Source organism: Pseudoalteromonas sp. PA2MD11 (assembly GCF_017808125.1).
In the GTDB taxonomy this organism is placed as follows: domain Bacteria; phylum Pseudomonadota; class Gammaproteobacteria; order Enterobacterales; family Alteromonadaceae; genus Pseudoalteromonas; species Pseudoalteromonas simplex.
This window is the reverse complement of sequence record NZ_JADKNF010000001.1, coordinates 569,244-590,387: the sequence shown is the minus strand read 5'-3', so window position 1 is coordinate 590,387 and position 21,144 is coordinate 569,244. Positions and strand designations below refer to the sequence as shown.

At 40.3% G+C, this 21,144-nt stretch carries 24 protein-coding genes; 6 read left to right on the top strand and 18 right to left on the bottom strand.

The window, feature by feature from the left end; genetic code table 11:
* Nucleotide 1: 1 nt before the first annotated feature.
* The gene (locus ISP07_RS02545) at nucleotides 2-541 is read right to left on the bottom strand and encodes a heme NO-binding domain-containing protein (RefSeq protein ID WP_209326682.1); all 540 of its coding nucleotides are present in this window, start codon (nucleotides 539-541) and stop codon (nucleotides 2-4) included.
* A 374-nt stretch (nucleotides 542-915) separates the two neighbouring features.
* On the opposite strand from ISP07_RS02545, the gene ISP07_RS02540 reads away from it, so the two are divergent.
* On the top strand, nucleotides 916-2,406 hold the full coding sequence (locus ISP07_RS02540; RefSeq protein WP_209326681.1) for an RICIN domain-containing protein: 1,491 nt from the start codon (nucleotides 916-918) through the stop codon (nucleotides 2,404-2,406).
* A 57-nt stretch (nucleotides 2,407-2,463) separates the two neighbouring features.
* On the opposite strand, the gene ISP07_RS02535 is transcribed toward ISP07_RS02540, so the two are convergent.
* The 3 genes from ISP07_RS02535 to ISP07_RS02525 form a co-directional block, all read right to left on the bottom strand.
* Entirely contained in the window at nucleotides 2,464-3,612 is a 1,149-nt protein-coding gene (locus ISP07_RS02535) for a hypothetical protein (protein ID WP_209326680.1), read from the bottom strand.
* A 113-nt stretch (nucleotides 3,613-3,725) separates the two neighbouring features.
* A complete protein-coding gene (locus tag ISP07_RS02530) occupies nucleotides 3,726-4,496 on the bottom strand; it encodes an AraC family transcriptional regulator (RefSeq protein WP_209326679.1) in 771 nt (256 codons plus the stop codon).
* A complete protein-coding gene (locus ISP07_RS02525) occupies nucleotides 4,489-4,935 on the bottom strand; it encodes a carboxymuconolactone decarboxylase family protein (protein ID WP_138599883.1) in 447 nt (148 codons plus the stop codon). The genes ISP07_RS02530 and ISP07_RS02525 overlap by 8 nt, the downstream gene beginning before the upstream one ends.
* Before the next feature lie 157 nt (nucleotides 4,936-5,092).
* On the opposite strand from ISP07_RS02525, the gene ISP07_RS02520 reads away from it, so the two are divergent.
* A complete protein-coding gene (locus ISP07_RS02520; RefSeq protein WP_054551897.1) occupies nucleotides 5,093-5,341 on the top strand; it encodes a hypothetical protein in 249 nt (82 codons plus the stop codon).
* Nucleotides 5,342-5,422: 81 nt separating this feature from the next.
* Nucleotides 5,423-5,650 carry a hypothetical protein gene (locus ISP07_RS02515; protein ID WP_054551896.1) on the top strand — a complete coding sequence of 76 codons (228 nt, stop codon included), beginning with the start codon at nucleotides 5,423-5,425 and terminating at the stop codon, nucleotides 5,648-5,650.
* A 204-nt stretch (nucleotides 5,651-5,854) separates the two neighbouring features.
* Here the strand turns inward: ISP07_RS02515 and ISP07_RS02510 are convergent, their stop codons facing one another.
* The 6 genes from ISP07_RS02510 to ISP07_RS02485 all read right to left on the bottom strand — a co-directional run bounded on the left by ISP07_RS02510 (nucleotide 5,855) and on the right by ISP07_RS02485 (nucleotide 10,551).
* Nucleotides 5,855-6,505, bottom strand: a complete 651-nt coding sequence (locus ISP07_RS02510) for a tellurite resistance TerB family protein (RefSeq protein ID WP_209326678.1) — start codon at nucleotides 6,503-6,505, stop codon at nucleotides 5,855-5,857.
* A gap of 216 nt (nucleotides 6,506-6,721) precedes the next feature.
* Nucleotides 6,722-7,162: an azurin gene (azu, locus tag ISP07_RS02505; protein WP_054551894.1), complete on the bottom strand. Its 441-nt coding sequence runs from the start codon at nucleotides 7,160-7,162 to the stop codon at nucleotides 6,722-6,724.
* A 24-nt stretch (nucleotides 7,163-7,186) separates the two neighbouring features.
* Nucleotides 7,187-7,909: a HugZ family protein gene (locus ISP07_RS02500; RefSeq protein WP_209326677.1), complete on the bottom strand. Its 723-nt coding sequence runs from the start codon at nucleotides 7,907-7,909 to the stop codon at nucleotides 7,187-7,189.
* Nucleotides 7,906-8,694, bottom strand: coding sequence for a heme ABC transporter ATP-binding protein (locus ISP07_RS02495; RefSeq protein ID WP_209326676.1), 789 nt, complete (start codon nucleotides 8,692-8,694; stop codon nucleotides 7,906-7,908). Before ISP07_RS02495 ends, ISP07_RS02500 begins: the two co-directional genes overlap by 4 nt.
* Nucleotides 8,687-9,745 (bottom strand): FecCD family ABC transporter permease, encoded by a 1,059-nt coding sequence (locus ISP07_RS02490; RefSeq protein ID WP_209326675.1) that lies wholly within the window; start codon nucleotides 9,743-9,745, stop codon nucleotides 8,687-8,689. Before ISP07_RS02490 ends, ISP07_RS02495 begins: the two co-directional genes overlap by 8 nt.
* Nucleotides 9,742-10,551 (bottom strand): heme/hemin ABC transporter substrate-binding protein, encoded by an 810-nt coding sequence (locus ISP07_RS02485; RefSeq protein WP_209326674.1) that lies wholly within the window; start codon nucleotides 10,549-10,551, stop codon nucleotides 9,742-9,744. Before ISP07_RS02485 ends, ISP07_RS02490 begins: the two co-directional genes overlap by 4 nt.
* Nucleotides 10,552-10,732: 181 nt before the next feature.
* Here ISP07_RS02485 and ISP07_RS02480 point away from each other — a divergent pair, with 181 nt between their 5' ends.
* Both ISP07_RS02480 and corA read left to right on the top strand, forming a co-directional pair.
* Nucleotides 10,733-11,506 (top strand): GGDEF domain-containing protein, encoded by a 774-nt coding sequence (locus ISP07_RS02480; protein ID WP_209326673.1) that lies wholly within the window; start codon nucleotides 10,733-10,735, stop codon nucleotides 11,504-11,506.
* A gap of 86 nt (nucleotides 11,507-11,592) precedes the next feature.
* Nucleotides 11,593-12,549, top strand: coding sequence for a magnesium/cobalt transporter CorA (corA, locus tag ISP07_RS02475; protein ID WP_054551888.1), 957 nt, complete (start codon nucleotides 11,593-11,595; stop codon nucleotides 12,547-12,549).
* Between the two features lie 60 nt (nucleotides 12,550-12,609).
* Here the strand turns inward: corA and dps are convergent, their stop codons facing one another.
* The 5 genes from dps to ISP07_RS02450 all read right to left on the bottom strand — a co-directional run bounded on the left by dps (nucleotide 12,610) and on the right by ISP07_RS02450 (nucleotide 15,597).
* On the bottom strand, nucleotides 12,610-13,128 hold the full coding sequence (gene dps, locus ISP07_RS02470; RefSeq protein ID WP_054551887.1) for a DNA starvation/stationary phase protection protein Dps: 519 nt from the start codon (nucleotides 13,126-13,128) through the stop codon (nucleotides 12,610-12,612).
* Nucleotides 13,129-13,354: 226 nt separating this feature from the next.
* Nucleotides 13,355-13,774 (bottom strand): HPP family protein, encoded by a 420-nt coding sequence (locus ISP07_RS02465; RefSeq protein WP_054551886.1) that lies wholly within the window; start codon nucleotides 13,772-13,774, stop codon nucleotides 13,355-13,357.
* A gap of 166 nt (nucleotides 13,775-13,940) precedes the next feature.
* The gene (locus tag ISP07_RS02460; RefSeq protein ID WP_209326672.1) at nucleotides 13,941-14,405 is read right to left on the bottom strand and encodes a CC0125/CC1285 family lipoprotein; all 465 of its coding nucleotides are present in this window, start codon (nucleotides 14,403-14,405) and stop codon (nucleotides 13,941-13,943) included.
* Nucleotides 14,406-14,416: 11 nt separating this feature from the next.
* Entirely contained in the window at nucleotides 14,417-15,109 is a 693-nt protein-coding gene (locus ISP07_RS02455; protein WP_209326671.1) for an anti-sigma factor family protein, read from the bottom strand.
* Complete coding sequence (locus ISP07_RS02450; RefSeq protein ID WP_063700442.1) at nucleotides 15,106-15,597, bottom strand: RNA polymerase sigma factor; 492 nt, start codon at nucleotides 15,595-15,597, stop codon at nucleotides 15,106-15,108. The genes ISP07_RS02455 and ISP07_RS02450 overlap by 4 nt, the downstream gene beginning before the upstream one ends.
* A gap of 170 nt (nucleotides 15,598-15,767) precedes the next feature.
* On the opposite strand from ISP07_RS02450, the gene ISP07_RS02445 reads away from it, so the two are divergent.
* Entirely contained in the window at nucleotides 15,768-17,054 is a 1,287-nt protein-coding gene (locus tag ISP07_RS02445) for a S8 family serine peptidase (RefSeq protein ID WP_228290479.1), read from the top strand.
* Here the strand turns inward: ISP07_RS02445 and ISP07_RS02440 are convergent.
* The 3 genes from ISP07_RS02440 to ISP07_RS02430 form a co-directional block, all read right to left on the bottom strand.
* Nucleotides 17,051-17,965 (bottom strand): surface lipoprotein assembly modifier, encoded by a 915-nt coding sequence (locus ISP07_RS02440; protein ID WP_209326669.1) that lies wholly within the window; start codon nucleotides 17,963-17,965, stop codon nucleotides 17,051-17,053. The genes ISP07_RS02445 and ISP07_RS02440 overlap by 4 nt on opposite strands.
* A gap of 47 nt (nucleotides 17,966-18,012) precedes the next feature.
* Complete coding sequence (locus tag ISP07_RS02435) at nucleotides 18,013-18,747, bottom strand: hypothetical protein (protein ID WP_209326668.1); 735 nt, start codon at nucleotides 18,745-18,747, stop codon at nucleotides 18,013-18,015.
* A 130-nt stretch (nucleotides 18,748-18,877) separates the two neighbouring features.
* A complete protein-coding gene (locus ISP07_RS02430) occupies nucleotides 18,878-21,055 on the bottom strand; it encodes a carbohydrate-binding protein (RefSeq protein WP_209326667.1) in 2,178 nt (725 codons plus the stop codon).
* Between the last annotated feature and the right edge of the window lie 89 nt (nucleotides 21,056-21,144).

Sequence of the window (21,144 nt, the reverse complement as noted above, 5' to 3'; positions counted from 1 at the left end):
ATTAAGCTTCTTTTGTTAGAGTAAAAGTGGCAGATTGATAGTTATCCTCAATCTCGCTTTTAACGGTAATAGCTTCATTGAAATGTTCGCATGCGCCCTCAATTAAGCCCTCAGCTAGACATGCAAATGGGTTACCAGAGCGATAAAACATTTGCATTTCGCTCTGGCTAATTCGTTTAGTTTCAAAGCTTGGTAATTCAGCGTCGTTGTAGAGCTTTTTAACTTCAATATGTACGTGCTGGTCAATGGTATCAAGGAAATCAAAAGTACTTTCGACACTATCAAAAAAGTGTGGAAATAAAACAAAAAAACGCTTTAACAAATACTTACCATAAGCATGAACTAGTTCATCAACGGGCTTATTTATGTGTTTGCTCAATGAGCTGACCAACATTAACAGCTCTTTATTGTCGTAGTTTCCAACGCTGGTGTAAGCGCCGTTTGAAGTAAGTGAGTTTTCTTCAATGATTTTGTCTGCGACCTCATAAGAAAACTCATTTTCGACCATTTCTAAAAACTCGGTAAAGACGATACCTTTCATATAATTGGCCTAATGATTTTTCATACTTAAAGTTTAGATATAAACAAGAGTTTTACAATTTTTATGTATCAAACTTTAGTATGGCTAGCGATAAAATCAGCTATTAAGTTTTTTTCTTTAAATAACACAGACTTTGTCGGGAGTTGTAGCCATGTAGTTTTTCAGATGGTTTTATTATTTTTTTACAAAAAATAAACATTAATTGTGTTTTTTGGGTACATATGGGTAGTCTATCTCTATAGGTAATTTAATATTATAAATAGTTAAGGAAGATAGTCTTGAAGATTTACAGCTCAACTAAGTTGTTAGTGAAAACATTAATAGTACTTTTGTGCTTTACTCAACATACCTTACAGGCACGAGAATGTAGTGCTATGACAGAATCTGGCAATGTATACTCCGTAATTAATAGGGGGTCTGGCCTTGCACTTGATGTAAATACCAGTGATTCTAGCTCAGCCCCGAGTATTATTAGCTACGAATACTGGGGTGGAAATAACCAAAAATTCCAGCTTATCCAAGAAGCAGATGGCTATTGGATTATACGCTCTAAATTTAACAATAAAGTTCTTGATGTGTTGAACTCATCGCAATCAAATGGTGCAAATATAATTGCTTATGATGATTGGCAAGGGGCTAATCAACGTTGGTTGTTAAAAGTATCTTCATCGGGCGGCTTTAATATCGTCAATAAGTTAACTGGTAAATCTTTGACAGTTGCAGGCTCAAATAATACTGCAAATGTTTATCAAAATGATGATGCTGGGATCAGTTCACAAAGATGGTTTATTAACCCTGTAAATGATGATTGTGGAAGCACAGGTCCCACTCCCAGTGACTTAATAGGCTTTGCATCTCAAGCAGGCCAAGATGGATTGAGCACAACGACCGGTGGTGGTAATAACACTGCCATCACAGTATATAGCTGTGATGATTTAAGTACGGCGTTGAGTTCTAGTTCTGCTGCGGTTATTCAGGTTCCAGATAACACCGTGATTGATTGTAGAACCGCCAATAGAACGGTGCCAGCTTGCCCACTTGATTGTGGCCAATGGGGTGATTACGGTAAAACTTGGTACAGAATACCTGTTAGTAATCAAAGCTGTAGTGAGTTGGGAAGCAGCTCAAACTCAACCGTGAATGTTACCCGCAATGATAGACGTATCATTGTGCAATCAAATAAAACGCTGCAAGGGGTAGGTAAAAACTCGAAAATAATTGGTGCCAGCCTCGTTATCAGTAATCAGCGAAATATTATTATTAAGAACATTATGCTTGAGGATATTAACCCTGCGCTTGTTGAAGCTGGTGATGCTATTTCAATAGATGATAGTAGTCATGTATGGGTTGATCACATGGCATTTAATAATATAAGTGATGGATATATTGATGTGGACAATAGTCAAAACATTACTTTAAGTTGGAATCGTTTTTACGGGCATAACACGCAAGTTTGCGCTAACCAGCATTGGTATACTCATTTATTCAGAAACTCTCAAATAACAGCGCATCACAATTTTTGGGATACAGCAGCAGGGAGAAACCCTAAAGTCGATGGCTATAATTCACGTGTGCATATGTTTAATAATTACTGGAAGAACATTACTTATTTCTCAATTAGTGCGGGGAATGGCGCCGAGGTTTTAGTGGAAAATAATTACTTTGAAAACTCAGCGAAACCTCACTGGAATCAAGGCTCTGGTTATTTTAGTGCTTCAGGAAATATTTACACTGGAAGTTCTGCAACTGATCAATATCGTGATAGAGGAGCAACGGTATTTGGTGATGTTCAACTCTATCCATATCGATTAGATAATCCAAATTCTTTGGGCAGTAAAGTGAATGGCGGAACAGGTCCACAATAAGAATCAATTGTGAGTTGGAAAAAGCTCAGCTATTACTTTATAGCTGAGCTTAACGCTTTAAATTGCAACTAAGCTTTGCTCAAGCATTGCTTTAATTTGCTTAACAATTTTTGCTTCTGTTTCTGGCTCAAATTGTTGAATACGTGGGGTGTGAATATGCCCTGTAGGGATGTCTGAATTAAGCTCATCACGTAGGCGAATACTACGATACGAAATTTCATTTGATAAGTAGCCGCCGCCACCGCCTTTTACTGCAATCGCACCTTCTAATTCTTTAAGTGATTGTGGCTCAAATGCTTTTTCAAGCGTAACGACTTTGTGATTGTCGTTGATTGGGAATGGCCCTTTGGCTTGTTGCATCTGCTTAACGGGTAAGCTGAAAGTGACAAACTCATTGCCCGGAAGAGGGCGGTCATTTAGGCTCGAAATTTTCGGTGCAGTGGCCGTGCCGCCATATACAATATTGGCGTTATCGGGTGCCGTTACACTGCGGCGTTTACCCGGAAAGCGTTCAAGATCAAAGTCTTTGCTGCCCATACTGATAGTGGCAATCATATCGACATTGTTAAGTGCGTAATATGGCGCAAGTAATGATTCGATAATACCTTGATCAAAGTCTTCGTAGCGTACTGGCACCATCACCGTATTGATCTCTGCGCTAATGCCATTGTAATTAATCACTTGGCCATCAAGTAATAATGCCGCAACACCTGATGGGTTACTTTGATTAATATTTCTATCTAATAAGAATGGATCAAAACCTGTAATTAAAATGCGTTTATCGGTTTTTTTACTGTAATCAAGGTCGGTACGGCCTCGGCTGCCATTTTCAAGCATGGTTAATAACGCGGTTTGTTCACTGTCGGTCATTGCAAACTGAGGTTTGCTGGTGCGAATAATCTTGCTTGAAAGTAAACGTGCCCAATACAGCTCTCGGTCGTCGAAGCTGTTGGTTTTAATTATACGCGCTTTGGCATCGCGCCATAATTGTTTGGCGTAATCATCAATAAGGTCACTTGCTTGCTGATAACTGGTGGCAGCTTGCCATTGTTTTTCAAATTGATTTACTTCATCAGAAAAAGCACTCAACACCTTTGGCATGGCTTTGCTGGCTTTTTCAATACGCAGTTCTTCAACGGTTAAATTGGCTGCAAATGCAGTAAATGACGAGGCGATTAAGCTAGTGGCAAGTAAAACTTTTTTCATGATTATCCTATTAAGTTACAGCAGGTTTTGTAGGCTTGAGTTAACTATCCTATGGATAAAAGCTGAGCGCAAATAAAATCGTTTAATCTAACTTTTCATCTACAGTGTGATAATTATTTCAATATTAGCTTTGTTTGTTTAGTTTGAGCGTCTTTTAATAACTTGCGGTATTTTGCCGGGGTGACGTGCATTATTGCTTTGAACTCTTTGATTAAATGGGGCTGATCGGTAAAGCCACACTCTACAGCAATATCTGCAAAGCTTTGCTCAGGGTTTTCCTTAATTGCTTGTTTAGCCAGTTTTACTCGGTAAATACGTTCAAAATATTTAGGTGTGACACCACATTGCTCCTTAACCTGCCTTTCAAGCTGACGTTGACTCAGTGGGGTACGCTGATAAGCCGTTTCGAGAGGCGTTAACTCAATGAGATTACGGATTAAATGTTTTGAGTGTTTATTATGTTGATTTAATCTGTGCTGGCTAGTGAAATACGATTTGACCAAGGTCACAAACTTTTCGAGGTTGGCACTCTGTTGCAAGGTTTTTGCTATAGCATTTAATGAACTCTTTGCGACGATAGGGTGTGCAGAGCGTTCAAGTTCAGGCAATACGGTCGGGTTAAAACGAATACCACAGAACACAGCATTTTCTGAAAAAGTAAGTTTAGAAGCATGTGTAGATGTTTGTTGGAATGCATAAGGGGGGAGCAACTGATGGTCATCAAGCAGTAGCTCACCTGCAACAGGAAATATAACACCTGTAGCTCCGTCACAAGCAAGCCATTGCTCCCCTTGAAAATTGGCCTTGGCAAACCAAATAGCTTGAATACTTTGGGCAATATCACCTTTAGGGGTCATCAGTTCTAAGGTAAGGTGGTTACTCATTAAACTCCACTTCAGGTTTAAACATTTTCACAATACGGTTCCAACTATTAATGGCATTAATAGCGATTGTGAGAGCGACTAACCCTTCGTCTGTAAATTCTTTAACTAGCGATTGGTAGAAAGTATCATCAATTGGCTGTGCTTGTGTCAATTTTTCTGACAAAGTTAGCGCAAGTTGTTCTTGGTTTGTGTAAAAGGGCATATCTTTCCAAGCACATAAACCAATAATACGGTTCGTAGTTTCACCATAGTCTTTTGCTTGTTGTGTGTGCATCGCAATACAAAAAGCACATTGATTAAGTTGCGACACTCTTAATTTAATAAGCTCCCATGTTTTTAAGCTGAAAGTCGTTTCGGCAGCCTGTTTTATAAGTTGCTCTTGTTCCATTAGGTGCTTTATTAGCAGTGGTTGTAAAGAAAAATAGTTAGCTCGTTTCATAAGTGATCCTTAAATAATATTTTCAACGAGCTTAGTGCTTTTACATTGTTTAATATTGCAAAAAAACGACATTTTATAGAGTTGCTTAGACACGCCAATTAGCACCTTATTTTGAATCCTGCTATGCTACGCGCATTTGCAACACTGAGTATTTGAGATGATTAACGATAACGATGTAATTGAAACATTAGATGAGTTAGAAACGTTTTTACGCCTAGTTGAAAATGGCGGTTTAGGGCTTGAGAACGTAGCCGGAGTTGCACTTGCTACAAACAATAGTGATGGTCGCCCATTTGTTGCGGTGCTTGATGATAGTCATAAGCTGCTATTGGGTCGTTACGTAAGTAATGATGTTTATGAAAACGGTAAAGATATGATCCGTTATGGGACTAAAAAAGCACATTAACGTTTTTCTTGTTGATAATGAATTGCTATAGTGGCGGCTCGTTTTCATGATTATCTATTAGTTTTAAAAGGAAGTTTGGTTATGAGGTTTTTAATGTTGGCCTTGGTTGGTTTAGTTTTATCTGGATGCGCAAACTCAGGTAAAGAACAAGCAAGTAACGATGGCTTAATTTGTAAAATGGAAAAACCGACTGGCAGCAATATTGCTACTCGCGTGTGTCGTACACCTGAACAAATTGCTGCTTTGGAAAAAGAAGGTAAGCAAGGGATTCGTGATATTCAAAGAAATAGCACTAATACAATAAAATGAATTAGTGGCTGCAATAAGCTCTATAGTATTTTAGCGTTTCAATGGCCACATGTTAATTGTGGCCATTTTTTTTGATTGTATTTTGATATTTTATTTTGTGCGATGACGCTGCTGTACGTCACTTGCAAAATATCCATATAAACAGAACTAAGTTTAATTTTTGCTGGCGTTCTTTTGTATCTAATAACTAATAATGTTAATGGTTTAGCTAATAGTGTTAAGTTCTCTATGAATACTCATTACCAGTTCGCTAGGAATGCATAACTGATTGGCCAATGTGTCTAAGTAGTGTTTAGAAACTGTTTGGTTCAAATCAATTGCACTGGCACTGGCTGCATATACTTCAATACCCATTTGTGCGTTTGGCACAGCGGCAACTAACTCTGATAGTTGCATTGGTTTTCTTAGCTCATCAAACAGCATGGCTTTTTCTTGCACTGACAATTGCATTGTTTCAACTTGTGCGAAGATTTTTTGTCTTTCGGTTTCATCAATGTGGCCGTCAGCATAGGCAGCTGCAATCATAGCGCGCATGAGTAATATTTGCCCATCACTGTGATTATCGTCGATTGCATCAGTGAATGACTGCTCAGGCAGCGTGGCGGGAGTAAAATCAAAACCACGTGAACTAGTTTGCTGAACTGGGGCTGATTTTTGCTCTGAATATTGTTTATAGGCTTTCCAGGCAAGACCACCTACAGCAGCCAATGCTCCGTATTTAACGGCTTTTTTACTGCTCTTTTTACTTTTTCCGCCCATCAAGCTCGTTAGCCCACCGCCGGCAACACCACCCAAAAAGCCATTCAGCGCGCCTGATTTATTTAAATTACCCACTAATTTTTGTAAGTCTTTCATTGTTCTCTCCTTGCAGATATGTGCCCAGATTAGGTGATTTAAAATCAAAAGGAAACGAGATAAATGTTACAAAACACATCAGTTAACAATTGGTGGTATATTTTTATTGGGTATTCTATCGGCAATATTAAAACCTGCTATTGGGGTGAATAGGGATTAACTTAAGTCAAGAAAGCCAGCAAACTAGCTGGCTATCTATTGGTGAAAATATAAGGTTTAAATTAAGGTAAACGTCCCTTGCATAATTGCGTAGTGACCAGGGTATGAGCAGAAAAATGCATAATTTTCGCCCTCTTTTAATAGGTTGCTTGCGAAGGTTACGCTGGTTTGTTCGCCACCCCCTATAATTTTAGTTGCAGCAAGTACACGACTATCACCTTCTTTTAGGTAATTTTTGTCAAGCCCTGCGCCCATGCCATCGCTGGCGATATCTGGAATATCTGCTTGTTTAGAAAGCACCCAGTTATGGCCCATGGCATTTTTTGGTAATTTGCCAGTATGTTTTAGTGTTACCGTCACTTCTTTACAGCTTTTTGGGGCAGTTAATGACTTAGTTGAAAACTGCATCATATCGTTTGATTCAATTGTTAGTTCACATTCATTAGCATTTGCTGAAGCTGCAAGAATAAACAAAATAGAGCCTAAAATTTTCTTCATGGTATTCTCCTTAAATGAACATATTTATACAGTGGCACGTGCATCTTTAGTTAGTTGAACAAGTGCTTTTCGTACTGCTTGAGGGTTATCACATACCTCATTAAAAGGGATGTAGTAGTTCTTGTTATGGCTTCTGATGTAGCAGCCTTGCGGTAGCAAACCATTCATTACTGGTACTGTGTCGTCAACATGGTAGTGATGGTTTAGAATTAAGGACATTGCATCTTTGTGGTCTTCGTTCATATGATTGATCATATGCAGCTCTTGGTTGTCATCCCATGCTTTTTCTGATGTAAGCCATTCATCTTTTTCAATCCAAAAAATCTTGCCAAAGCCGCCTATATAGCGAATGCGAACAGGGTCTAATTGCCATAAGTTAAAGTCATGAGCGCTACGATAAGAGTCAGCTTCTGGGTATAAAGCAATATATTTGTTGAGTAATACTTCAGCATGTTCTGCTGGAACTAATGAGCCATCACCCACGATGGTTACTCGACCATGTTCGTTTTGATCACCTGTTTGCGCTGCATCAAATATTGTTAGGCTCATGCGCTTGTCGTGAACTAGGTTTTTAGTGTGTTGAGCAATATCGCTGATAAAAAAATACAGTTTTCCTTGCTCATCACACATGTAAGGAGTTACAGAGCCAAATGGATAGCCGCGTAAATTATATGAAAGGGTAGACATTACTCCGCTATTTTTTTTGTATACCAATTGCTTGGCGTCGTTGACGGCTTGTGTTCTCATGAAAACTCCTGACGTTGAGAATAAATCATTGGGGCATCATGCAGTGGATGTGACTTAACATACAAAGGCATGGCGTAAATGTGTTTTAAATTATGTTCAGTGAGGACATCTGATGTTCTGCCAGACGCCAAAATGTGTTTTTGATGCAACATAATAATGTCGCTGGTATAAAGACTTGCTAAATTTAAGTCGTGGATTGCAATAATGGCGGCATTGCCTTGCTCAACAAACTTGTTAACACAACCCAATAAAGCATGCTGGTGGCGCATATCGAGCGCTGAAGTTGGCTCATCTAATAACATGAGTTTCGGCTGAGCATCATCACTAAATGCATCGAGTTGCGCTAAACAACGCGCCATACTCACTCGTTGTAACTCGCCGCCCGATAAAGCCGTGGCACGACGATCTCTCAAGTGACCCAGCTCCATAAAATCAATGTATTGAGCTACTTTTTTAGCACAGTGCTGCGTTGTTTCTTTGTAAGGGTAGCGCCCCATTGCGACAAGCTCTTGCACTGTGAATGCAAAACCTAGCTGCTGAGACTGCATAACAACGGCACGTTGATGGGCCAGTTTAGCTTGGCTAAATTTTGCTAAGGGGAGGTTGTGGAGCAGTATTTCACCTTGATAAGGATGACTTCCGGCTAGAGTGTGGAGCAAGGTGGATTTTCCAGCTCCATTTTCACCAATTAAGCCCACACATTGACCTGCTTTAATCTCACCAGTTAAATCTTGCAAGATGGCTTTTTCGCCGTAATTAACACTTAAGTTATTAAAACTAAGCAATTGCGCCTCCTTGCTTACTTTTTAAAATAAGGTAGATAAACAAAGGCGCACCAAGTAGGGCGGTGATAATCCCAATAGGAAGTTCTGCTGGCATGACTAATGTGCGTGCGAGCCAATCAGAGAGTAATAAAACGATAATGCCAAGCAACATACACAAAGGCATCATAACCCGTAAATGGGGACCCACCATAAGCCTTGCAATATGCGGAACAACCAAACCAACAAACCCGATTAAGCCTGTCATTGCGACACTTGCTCCCACACCTAATGCAACTAAAATAATGATTTGAAATTTAAGAGTCTGCGTGTTTATTCCTAAATACTGAGCTTGTGATTCACCTAGCAGTAAACAATTCATAGGTTCTTTTAAATACCACAGGCCAATTGCACTGATAAGTAACAGTGGTAATGCTTGATTTAAATTAGCCCACGTAGCACCGCCAAGTGAGCCCATAGTCCAATAGTTTATTAACCTCAGCGCACTGTCATCAGCATAAAAACTTAATAACCCTATTAATGCAAAGGCAAGAGCGTTTACTGCTACACCGACCAAAATCAAGGTCGTCACATTAACTTGACCGGCCTGTTTAGCGATAAGGTAAACAAAAAGCGTGACAGACAATGCACCTAAAAATGCGGCATAAGGTAAATATTTATCGGCTTGAAAATCAAATTTCGCACCCAGTGCGATAAATGCCACGGCAATAACTGCAGCGCCTGAACTAATACCAATAATAGATGGGTCGGCAAGTGGATTACGGCACAGGGCTTGAGTCGCCGTACCAGTTTGAGCCAGCACTAAACCAATCATTACTGCTAACATAAAACGTGGTAAACGAATTTGCGTAACAACATTAATTTGTAACGGGTCAAACTGTGTAAAGTGCTCTGGTGCAAGCCAAGCAATAGCTAAACGCCAGTCCCAGCCTGCGGGGCCAAAACCAATGCTTAGTAAAGATAAGGCGGCAATACTCAGAACGCAAAGGACTATCCATTTATTAGGAAAAAGCCTTGTTCTTAGCACTATTGGTAAAGTAATTGAACCGTTCATAGCTTATTGTGATATTCACTAATTTGCTCAATGGCAATCGCTATTCTTGGTGTTAACCCCAATGATAATAAACTATCCATAACCAGTAACTTACAGTTTTGTGCTGCTTTTAATAAAGATAAAGCGGGCAGCTTACAAAATGCATCTTTACCACCTAATGAGTAAACGACATGAGCAGGTGCAATAATAAAATCGGGTTGCTCTACGGCAAGGATCTCTCTATTTAATGGTTTAAAGCCTGAGTGAGCCTGCGCTAAGTTTTTAATTCCAGTATATTCAAACAACATTTGCGGCACGGTATCAGTACCGGCAGCAACTAAGCCTCTATCATTGGCCGATAATAGAAAAAGTGCTTTTTTACCAGTAAGCGAAGATTTTTCAGGTAAGCTATTTTGGATTTTTTGATTTAAAGCACGTGCTTGCTCTTGCGCACCTAATTCATTACCTAAATTAGTAATTAAGCTATTTAGCTCACTGATAGAGTCTGGCTTAGGGTAGGTTTTTAACGTTACACCAGTCGAACTGATTTGTTTCAATACTTCAGGTCTGCCAGTTCCTTCAAGTGCAAAAAGTGCCGTTGGGCGTAAAGAAAGTACACCTTCCGCAGCAAGATCGCGGTAATACCCAACCTGAGGTAACTCTGTGGCCGCTTTTGGATACATACTCGATTGATCAACACCTACTAGCTCTTGCTGCTGACCTAACGCGAATATAATTTCTGTTAATGTTCCTCCGGCACTCACTATTCGTTGCTCAGCGAAGACTGAGCTTGAAAGCAGTAATAACATAACGCTTAAGTATTTCATATTTGCACTCACTTGAATGATAGTAGCCCTATTATAATTAATTAAATGCAAATGAAAATAGTTATCACAATCAATATGTATTTAGGGGTGTAACTTCGTAGTTCAACTCTTTGTGCTAGTCTTGTTGGATGAAATTTAGATTATACTCGATCATCAATTACTTTGAGGGCGGGAGGCTTGCATGAGGCGTTTTTATGAAACAGAACGAACTTTAATGGATTATCGAGAAAGAGAAAAAAGCCGTTGGCTTAGGATGCTTTTTATTACTGTAATTAGTATTGCAATTTCTTTACAGATTACTTTCTTGATTCTTCTTGCTACAGGGACAGAAATGATGCCTATCATTTTTATTATAGCGACAATTGCTCCTGCAGTTACTGCGCCAATCGTTTCATGGTCTATTTGTGGTTTGATGATTAAAGTTCAAAAATTAGAGGAAACACATCGAAAACTAGCAATGTATGATCATTTAACAGGATTGCTATCTCGTCGAGAGTTTCTAGCTCAAGGGAATGAACTATTGCAAATGTGTCAAAGTAATAATCAACCAGTTGTATTTGCTTATTTAGACTTAGATCACTTCAAAAAAATTAATGATACATACGGTCATGCTGCTGGAGATGAGGTATTGGTAAGTTTTGCAAACCTAGTCAAGAAAACTTTAAGGCAAGAGGATTTACTAGGTCGTTTAGGGGGTGAAGAGTTTGCTCTAATTTTGGTAAACACGCGAGTGGTAGAGGCAAAACAGAAGCTAGAATTGCTCCGTAAATCTGTCGCAAAGATGACAATTAATTACGCTGAGCAACCGCTAAAGATTACAGTTAGTTTAGGGGTAGCTGATTGGGACCGTTCTCATGAAGAAAACTTAATATCTTTAATGAAAAGAGCTGATAATGCACTGTATAGCGCTAAATTATCTGGGCGAAACCAGCTTGCATTTGCCAAGCTATTTTAATGGCTTGCTCCATAAAAACACTGATATATTGTTTGTCTTTGAAACACCTAAATTCTTTAAATAATTTTATTTTTTAAGTAGGGCGCATGTTACGATTTTTTTCTATAGACCAAGGTGTGATAACAGAAACAGAGCCAGCTGCTGATATGCCTCTTGCAACCGCTATTAAGAATGCCCATTGGATTGATACTATAAATCCGACTGAAGAAGAACGACAAGCGCTGGCAAGCACCCTTAATATCACCTTACCCGGCGCTGATGATGTTGAAGAAATCGAGGCCTCTTCCCGTTGTTTTATCGACCATGAAGGCTTGCATGTGCATGCGCTTTTCATGTCACCAAACGAAGGGCGCTTTAACACGGTAACCGTAGCTTGTTTGTTACAAGACAACTGTTTGCTGACAATCCGCGATGATGAACTAGCTGATTTTCGTCTATTACGACTACGTGCTCGGAAAGGGCAAGTGGCGTGTGATAATCCAAAGCAACTTTTGGTGACTTTATTTGACCAAAAAGTCGAAAACCACGCTGATATGCTTGAAGACATGCATCATCAGTTAGAAAAACTTAGTGCCTATGTACTTGAAGAGGATGACTCTGACTTAGAAGAAGCCGTTAGCCGAATTTCTCGCCTTGAAGATAATAACGGTAAGGTGCGTTTATGTTTGATGGATACGCGCCGGAATATTTCGTTTTTACTGCGCCACCTAGGAGCGCCGACAGAAGACCGCGAATCACTACGTGAAATTGTACTCGATATTGATACCCTTATGTCTCACTGTACATTTTTGTTTGATAAGGTGAATTTCTTAATGGACTCGACTCAGGGTTTTATTAACATCGAACAAAACCAAATTATCAAAACCTTCTCTATCGCCTCAGTGGTGTTTTTACCTCCGACCGTTGTCGCCAGTATCTATGGGATGAATTTTAACAGTATGCCTGAACTGCAATGGGCATGGGGTTACCCGTTTGCAATTGGCATTATGTTGCTGTCTGGCTTTGCACCTTACTTGTTCTTTAAACATAAAGGTTGGCTGTAACAAAGCATTAAAAAGCCCAGCAAATGCTGGGCAAGGGGTCTTCGGATAGACCTAGGGGGTTTAACCTTTCAATTCGCCGGTAGACGATTCAATATGCGCACGAACAAACCATTGGAATTGTTCTAAATCAGCCAGTTGGCCGGTGATCATATCTTCAGAAACTGGGTCTAGCTCACCAAGCTTATCGATAGCTGCACGGTGGTCTTTATTAACACCGTTATACACTTTATCAAGCGCTGTTAGGTGGTCAGTAACTAAGCCTTTACCAATTGAATAATCTTGCCAAGTACGGCGTTCTACAATTGATTGAGGTGTGCCAACAGGTACGCCGCCCATGGTTGCAATACGCTCTGCAATCGTGTCAGTCATCTCTTGCACTGCGCTTACTTGTGGGTCTAACATTTCGTGTACACCAATAAAATTAGGACCAACAACATTCCAATGAATGTGTTTTAAAGTGAGGTGTAAATCGATTAAAGCGACCATGCGTTGGTCTAGAATAGCAATCGTGTCCGCTGCAGCTTGGTCTTTAACACCCGGTGCTGTAAATTCTGCGATTTTTGATGATGAATTACTCATTACTCCTCCGAGATTATTTGTAAATTTCCTTTCGCTTTTAATCTAAAAAGCATGTGTAATTACACAGAAGCAAGCGTTGTGCCTAATAATTTTTAAATTATAAGATTCTGAATTTAAAGGGTTAATTTTATTTAAGTCTTGAGAGGGGGGATACTAGCTAAGAAGAAGTATGAAAACTCTGCACACCTTCTGTAAAAAATTCAGTGTGCAGATACAAAGTTACGACTTAAGAAAGCAATGCAGCTGCTAAACGAACAAAATCAGATGAAGTTAGAATGCCCACTAGGTTGTTATCTTTATCAACCACAGGCATGCAGCCATGACGGTTTTCAACAAAAAACTTAGCAACTTCGTGAAGCGGTTGCTCTGGCGAGATGCTGGTAAAATCGGTAGCCATAATATCAACCACTTTAGTTTGCTTTTCCTTGCGTTCGAGGGCGCTGGCGCTGTAATTCGCCATGATATTCATTACCTGAGCAATCATGATTTTTTGCGTTAACATGCCAACCAAACCACCGTGCTCATTGATCACGGGGATATGACGAACATTTTTCTCTTTCATTAGATTATGAGCATCATGCAGGGTATTTTGCGCGCTAATAGCAAATGGGTCTGGCGTCATTAAATCACTAACTAGGTGTGTCATGGCTACATCCTTACAATTAATCAAGTTGTGGTAAGTTTAGCGCTTATCTAGTTAATTTCACTTAAGTGAGATCAAAGTATTAGTGATTAACGGTGTAATTACTTATGCAGTTCAGCCGTAGGTAAAAAGATGTAATGAGGATAATTTTTACCTTTAAATATTAATTTTATGAATTATTAGCTTGTTCAATTAGCGTATAAGCATCATGCGCTTTCTCACTTGGTTTTATGCCTTTTCCTAAAATGATTGTTAATTGTACGACTATTGTGCGCTCTAATAACGTTGACTCATGCAGTGCTGGCGAAGTTTGACTTGTGCAGGTTAATAAACCGCAGTGTGCTCTTTGCTCAAAACGTGGTTTGTTAGTGGGCTTGGCGCGTTCAACATCAACTGCCTGCTCGGCAACGAGAAACCAGTCATAACCGGTGTCTATCGTAATGTTGGCGGCTTGCAGCATACTTTGCTCAAGCGCTGAGCGCTTTGAACCGTGACGAGTCTCGTATTGAAGGATATATTGATTATCCGCAAGCTGCTTAGTTGTTAGGCCAGGAATGTTTTTATCATTCGAATGTTGGCTGCTGGTGCAGCCAATTAATACAATGGCAAAATAAGCTAATAATACGTGTTTCATGATTGTCTCGCTTATTGCCAATGGCTAGTCAGTGCTTGTTGTTCGGCGTTACGGTCTAACGGCTGGCCTTGAATGTGCTCGTCGATGTAACTATCAAGCGCAGGTGTTTTACTTGCTAAGCGATAGCTTTGGCTTGACATTGCGCGTTGCTCGCTTGATGCATGAAGCTGCCAAATTCCTTGTTGTTTACAAGCAATATGTGTTTGCTGGGTAGTTTTAGAATACAGCGTGTATTGGCGGCAAAAATCGCCATTAGTATTAACAAAGCTAAGCTGTGCAGTTAGGCTTCTGTTTGTATCTATTACCGTGTTGTCGCCACTCAGTTGTTGATCTAATGCGTTGGCAATGGGTTGTTCCAAACCTTGTTGTTGAACAAAGCTAGCAATAGCGACTGTAAAAAGCACCGCAATACTTGCTGCAACGGCCATTTGTTTGCGACCAGCTAGTTTAATTTGCTGCCATCTAGATAGCGAAACGACATTCTCTTTATTATGTTGCTCGATTGTTTGTGCAAGTTCATCAGACAAGGGGATTGCATCAATCTGTGCTGCGTGTTGTTTAACGAGCATGTCAACTTCAGATAGTTCAGCTAGGCGTAAAGCGAGTTGCTCATCTTCAGCAATTGCATTACGTATTGCGTCCATTTCGTTTGCTGGTAATTCATTGTCTAAAAAAGCACTGAGTGTTTGGTCATCAATCTTCATGCGTTTTCCTTAGTGAAATCAGGCTTAATTAATTGATAAAGTGCAGCTCTGGCTCGTGACAATTTACTCATCACGGTGCCAACAGGTATCTCGAGGGTGTGCGCAACATCTTTGTAAGCCATACCTTGCACTGCCACGAGAGATACTATAGCGCGCTGTTCATCTGGCAAACTTGTTAAAGCGTTATTTACTCGTTGCAAAGTCTCTTGGGTAGCGAAACTCTCTTGTTCATCGTCACAGACGGGTTCTTGAAGTTCAGTATTTTGAACTGCCTTTAAGCGCACTTTTTGCGAGCGGTATTCGTCGATCCAAACATTGCGACAGATCTTGAAAGCCCATTTTAGTGGTTCAATATCATCGGGCATGCCTTTTTGTAAAAGTTTCTCGATGGTCATTTGTACAATATCATCGGCATCTGCTTGATTGCCGGTAAGCGAAAATGCAAAACGTCGCAGCGCTGGTAATAAACTGGTTACTGTATTTGTCATAGTTTCCCTTATTGGTTAGGGCAAGGGCCGATTAATGAAATAACTCATCAATGATTCAGCCAACTCACACTACTATAACGGGCAAGAAAAAGTTTTATTCCCAATAAATGCAATTTTTCTTTCACTGAAACGTTATAGTAGTACCTAACTAAATGAGAAGTCACTGTAACATGAAATTGAAATCAGTCATTTTAAGTAGTTTGCTGTTTACTTCAAGTACGCTATCAGCTGCGATTATCAAGCCAATAAATGGTGTGATAGAACAGGTAGATCCTGTTATTAATCAACTTGAACCGCGCATAACCAGCCAAGTAGAAAGCATACGCAAACATGAGTTAATCGACGACGCAACAGCCATTGTGACCTCGCTACCCAAAAGGCTAGAGATACTCAATCAGTTACAGGCTCCTGCATTTGTTGAAGTCGACGTTGAGCATGGTTTTCGTGCAGTTGAAAGGCAATGGATAATACTGGCGAATGAACAGCATCAGGCAAAACTGTTGCAAATTGGCGCGCAAATTATCGTCACTAAACAATACACGTCATTGGGTTTGTCATTAATGCGGTTTGTTGTCCCGACCAATTACGATTCAAAAGCGCATTTGCAACGTTTACTTTCACTCGATGATGCAGCGTTATTGGATAGAAATCATATTTATCAAGCGCAAAATGGTTCTCAGCAAGATGCGTCTTCATCAAAGCTTACAGCAACGTGTGACTGGCCTGTGAAAATTGGCATGATTGATAGTGCGATTGATACGACTCATCCGGGATTTAGTAACACACAGATAAAAATGCAGTCATTTCTTGCAAATGACTTAGTATCCCCCGATTTGCACGGCACTGCGGTTGCTGGCGTTTTGGTAGGTAAGTATGGGCAGCTCATGCCGTTATTATCTGAGGCAACATTATACAGCGCGGCGGTGTTTTATCAGCAGTCTGATTTATCACAAGGGGCGACATTAGCTGCAATAGTTGAAGCACTTAATTGGTTGGTTGCTAACGAGGTGCCTGTTATCAATATGAGTTTTACTGGGCCCGACAACGCTATTTTAGCGGCCGCAATCAATGCTACAGCGGCTAAACAAGTAACTTTAGTGGCGGCTGCAGGCAATGAAGGACCTGCTGCGCTGCCACTTTATCCTGCGGCATACCAACATGTCATTGCTGTCACGGCACTAGATAGCCAAAACCGAATTTATCGCTGGTCAAACAAAGGTAATTATATTGATTTTGCGGCATTAGGCGTCAATGTCATGACGTTAAAAGCTGGGGGGGATCTTGGTCGGGAATCTGGAACCTCTATTGCCGCGCCGCGTATTTCAGCGGCGGCTGCATGCTTAGCGGCAAAGCCAAATGCTTCTCCTAAAAACATTTACCAGGCGTTACAGCAACAAGCGAATGATTTAGGTGAAGTAGGCAAAGATGCGGTGTTTGGACATGGCGTAATCGATTAAAAGCTGGCTTTTAATGACAGCGAAGCAATACTTTGGGTATAGGTGTTTGCTGCCAGCTTAGATTGATAATCGCCGTACTCTGCTTCAGTAACAATTTGCAAAGAGTCAAAAACAGAAAGCTGCCAAAATGCGCTGACTACACTGCGACTTTCATCCCGAGATGGCTCGCTTTGTGTAAGTGGTTGGTTGATAACTTCTTGGTAGTTTTTATCTTGATAGCGCCAGCTTAATCCTGCTTTATTGCTTATATCAAACGCTTTAAAACGATGAGTGATGCCTGTATTTAAACCCCAACTTTTAAAGTTAAATTGCTCTGAATCAGCATTTTCTTTATCTAAACTAGCGCCTAAAAGCAGCATCGTTTTACCCTGATTAATAAAGTAATACAGGTTTGAATCAAGCCCTAACCCTTTTGCATCGCGCATTGACTGTGTGGCGAATTGTTTATCTGATGCCCTAATTGCAGTACGCAGATAGGTTGTTGGATTAAAGTAATGGCCCACATACAAACTTGCTTGATCCAAGGTTAAAAATGTTTCTTTTGCTACTTTTGCTAAAGCGCCGTCATAACGAATACCGACATTAGTACCAGAAAGGCTATAGCTAGAATCAAGGCTGTATTGATGCAATGCCAAGTCATACTGATCAAGCTGGTGATAATTTGTTTGCTCGTATCGATAACTTGGTGTGAACTTAAGGTTGTCAGTTGCATGTAACTCAGCGCTAACGCCAGCTTTAAGTATTGAACCCGTATCACTTTGTGAAGAAATATCATCTAACTCTTTAATGGCTAAATCGGAGTTAGTCGTTAAGCCAATTTGTGCATCAGCATGAAAAGTTGCATCCGAAGCAAATACTTGAATGCTTGTGGTTAACGCACTTAAGGTGATGAGCTTATTAATTGAACGCATAATAATCTCCTAAAGGAGCGCCGGGGGATAACCCGGCACGCTATTGGTTAAAGGCCTAAGTTCAAGCTGTTTTGAATGTTATTAACGACTTCAGTAGTCGTCGCTGCGGATACTTGCTCAGCAACTTGTTGATTGACGCTGTTGCTAACAGTTGATGAAATGGTTTGCTCAACACTACTTTGTACAGAGTTCATTGCAGCTTGTTGTACATTACTAATCAGTGATGATTGCAGGTCATTAGTGATTTGCGAGGCCTGATTTAAGCCTGCTGTGCTTAGCTCACTTGGCTCTAAAGACGCTAATACATCTGTTTGCTGACTCAATTGATTTTGCATTGCGTTGGTTATGTTCGAATTTGTGTTAGCGACGGTCACATTACTAACAGCAGTTGACAGCATTGACTCACCTGCTAGCGCTACGGTATTAGCTGCTTGAGAAGCGCTTGATACTGAGTTTGTTAAACCAAGCTCGGGCATTGTTTCAGCAGGCTGCTGTTCATCGTTTTCAATCGTTGTTTGATTATTTGCTTGCCCGCTATTTGAACTTTCAGTATTCACACCAACTGATGAATTTTGTGTTGTTGCCGAGCCTGACAGTTGAGTTGATTGCATCATTGTCGTATTCGACGATGCTTGGTTTGAACTTGTCGAAACTTGATTATCACTGGCTGTTTGCTGTTCAGATGCGACTGATAGTTGCACGTTAGCTGCTGATGAAGCCGCTGAAAAGCCTGTTGCAGTTACGACACAGATTGCGATAAGTGATTGTTTTAAATTTGTCATTGTCTCGTCCTCTTTTTTGCGAATTGACATAGAGGTAACGAGTGGGTGAAAGGTTTATTCCAAAAAATTTAAATTTATAGCTCCTTTATAAAAAGTATGCCGAGGTGAAGTGCCTCGGCATGAGTATGACTTAATTACATGGAGTAACTAGTTTCCATGGGTCGCCTAAATCTGGCTGATGGTTTTGAGACCACCATTTGGCCTCATAGGTTTGACCATTGTAGGTAACTTGATCTCCGCCTACATAGATTGCTGTTGAGTCCCAAGCAGTAGGGCAGCTACTTCCTAATTCAAATGTGACCTCAACTGAGTGAGGAGCTGATAAATTACTGAATGTATATGAGCTTTGAGGATTAGCGATAAAAGTGCCATCCACTTTTACAGACGCAACACGATAACCTGCATCAGGGATAAAGTTGATAGTGAAATCTTGGTTACCTCGAGCAGCAATTACATTACTAGCATCAGGAGTTGGTGAGATTGCGCCACCACTACCAATCACTTGAGCTGAGATATCAAAGTAAACAGGAATTTCAATTGATGCGTCACTAAAGCTACCAGACACAAACTCGAAGTTAGCAGCTGTAAGGCTCGTCACATCGATGTTTTTTAATATTAGACGCTTTTGATCTCCCTGTGATGAAGATTCATTCAGCGTAATAACAGTGTCATTATTTTCTTGCGTTAGCACCAACATAGAGTAACTGTAGTTAAATAACGGCATACTGATTACTGTTTTATCAATATCAAAATTATTAATTGTTAACTCAACATTCCAACCCCAGTTTTGGTTACTTAATGGGACAATATAACCTAAACGGTCAAAGCCACCCGTCACATTATCGAACATTTCAGGTGTAAGATCAGACAAAGTTAAGCCTACTAACTCAATCGAACTGTAAATACCTCCGTCTTGAGCCTGAACACCGACTACAAGCGATGTGTCAGTTTCGTAGGCTTTTAAATGTTTGAAGCCAATGCCTGCTGTACCGCGAACTTTGTCTAGTAAAGGGTTAAAGCCATTTACTGTTTGCGAACCTGACCAAGCTATTTCGTATATTTTGGATTCAGCAATGACATTGGCTGTATTTTGGTTTACTTGGCTAGCAGTCGCATTTTTGATTAAGATTGTTTGACCTGAAAATGTTAACTCAACCCCTTGCGCTACATCTGCAACTGTTAAGTTAGCTAACGGATTCGTCGTTTGCCAATCTCTCAGTACGATTAAATCATCGCCTATAGTAAAGTCGGTCAGCGTAGTGATAGATCCTGCCTGTTCATGAAGTTCAATTATGTCGCTTCCGCCGCCTGTGATAACGGCGTCATTGCCCCAGCCTGCCGATAGTCTTTCATCGTACTGTGAACCTTCAATCGTATCATTTTCAGGGGTATCAAAAATTGTATTGTAGCCACCAAATTTATGTACATACTTAGTAATACAAGTGCCTAATTCATCACAAGTGATTTCATCATTGGTAAGTAGTCTAGCTGTTCCCCATGCCCCGCGTAGGTGAGCTGCAGCTAATAATCCAGACATAGTTGCTTGAACTTGAATAGCATTACCATCATCGTCAGTGCCGGGCCAACTTTTAGCTAATGCTTGTGACCATGTCATGTTAGCGTCTTGCAATAACTGTGTCATAACACCATAGTTAAAGCGCATTGCATCGCGCATGACTAATTCTTGATTGTCTGGAATGAGCAGATCTTGAAAAGAATTAACACCATTTTTACCTACAAAGTTACCTTCCCACTTGTTTACGTCTGTTGCTAGAATCATGTTACCGCCTGATCCAACAATTTCGACAAGTGCTTCTGTTTCACAGCCAATCCAAGTCGAGTCATCTACAAATACATAGAAACTGTCGTATTCGACACCATCAACTTCAACAACTTTTGGGCTGTAGTATCCTGCGTCAATTAAGACTGCTTCACCTAGTTGATAACCAACAAAACCCCATGCATTCATTGAGTTGTATTGCATGTTTTTGAACATTTGAGGGTCGTTTGGCGTTTGAGGATTGTAAATGTCGTCAATTCCAAGCTTAGTAAAAAATTCACTGATAGTGGTTGGTTCAGGGATCATACTGCCTGTTGCGCAGTCTCTGATCATACGACCAGGTGCCGATACTTTTGCATACGTGTAAACAGGGTTATTTAGATTATCACTGTAAAAGTTTGCAAGGTTTGGGTTAATACCAGATTCGAAGTCCCTTAGACTATCTAAAAAGCTTTGCACACCGGTACCTGCTGATGCGTTACTAGTAAGAAGTAGGCCAACTATTGCCGCTGTTTTTGTAATTTTCATTCGATTATTCCTGTTGATAATGTTGTTACTCATGGCCTTCAACACATACCTAGTCTTTACTGCAGAAGTTAAAAAGTATGAGATTAGCT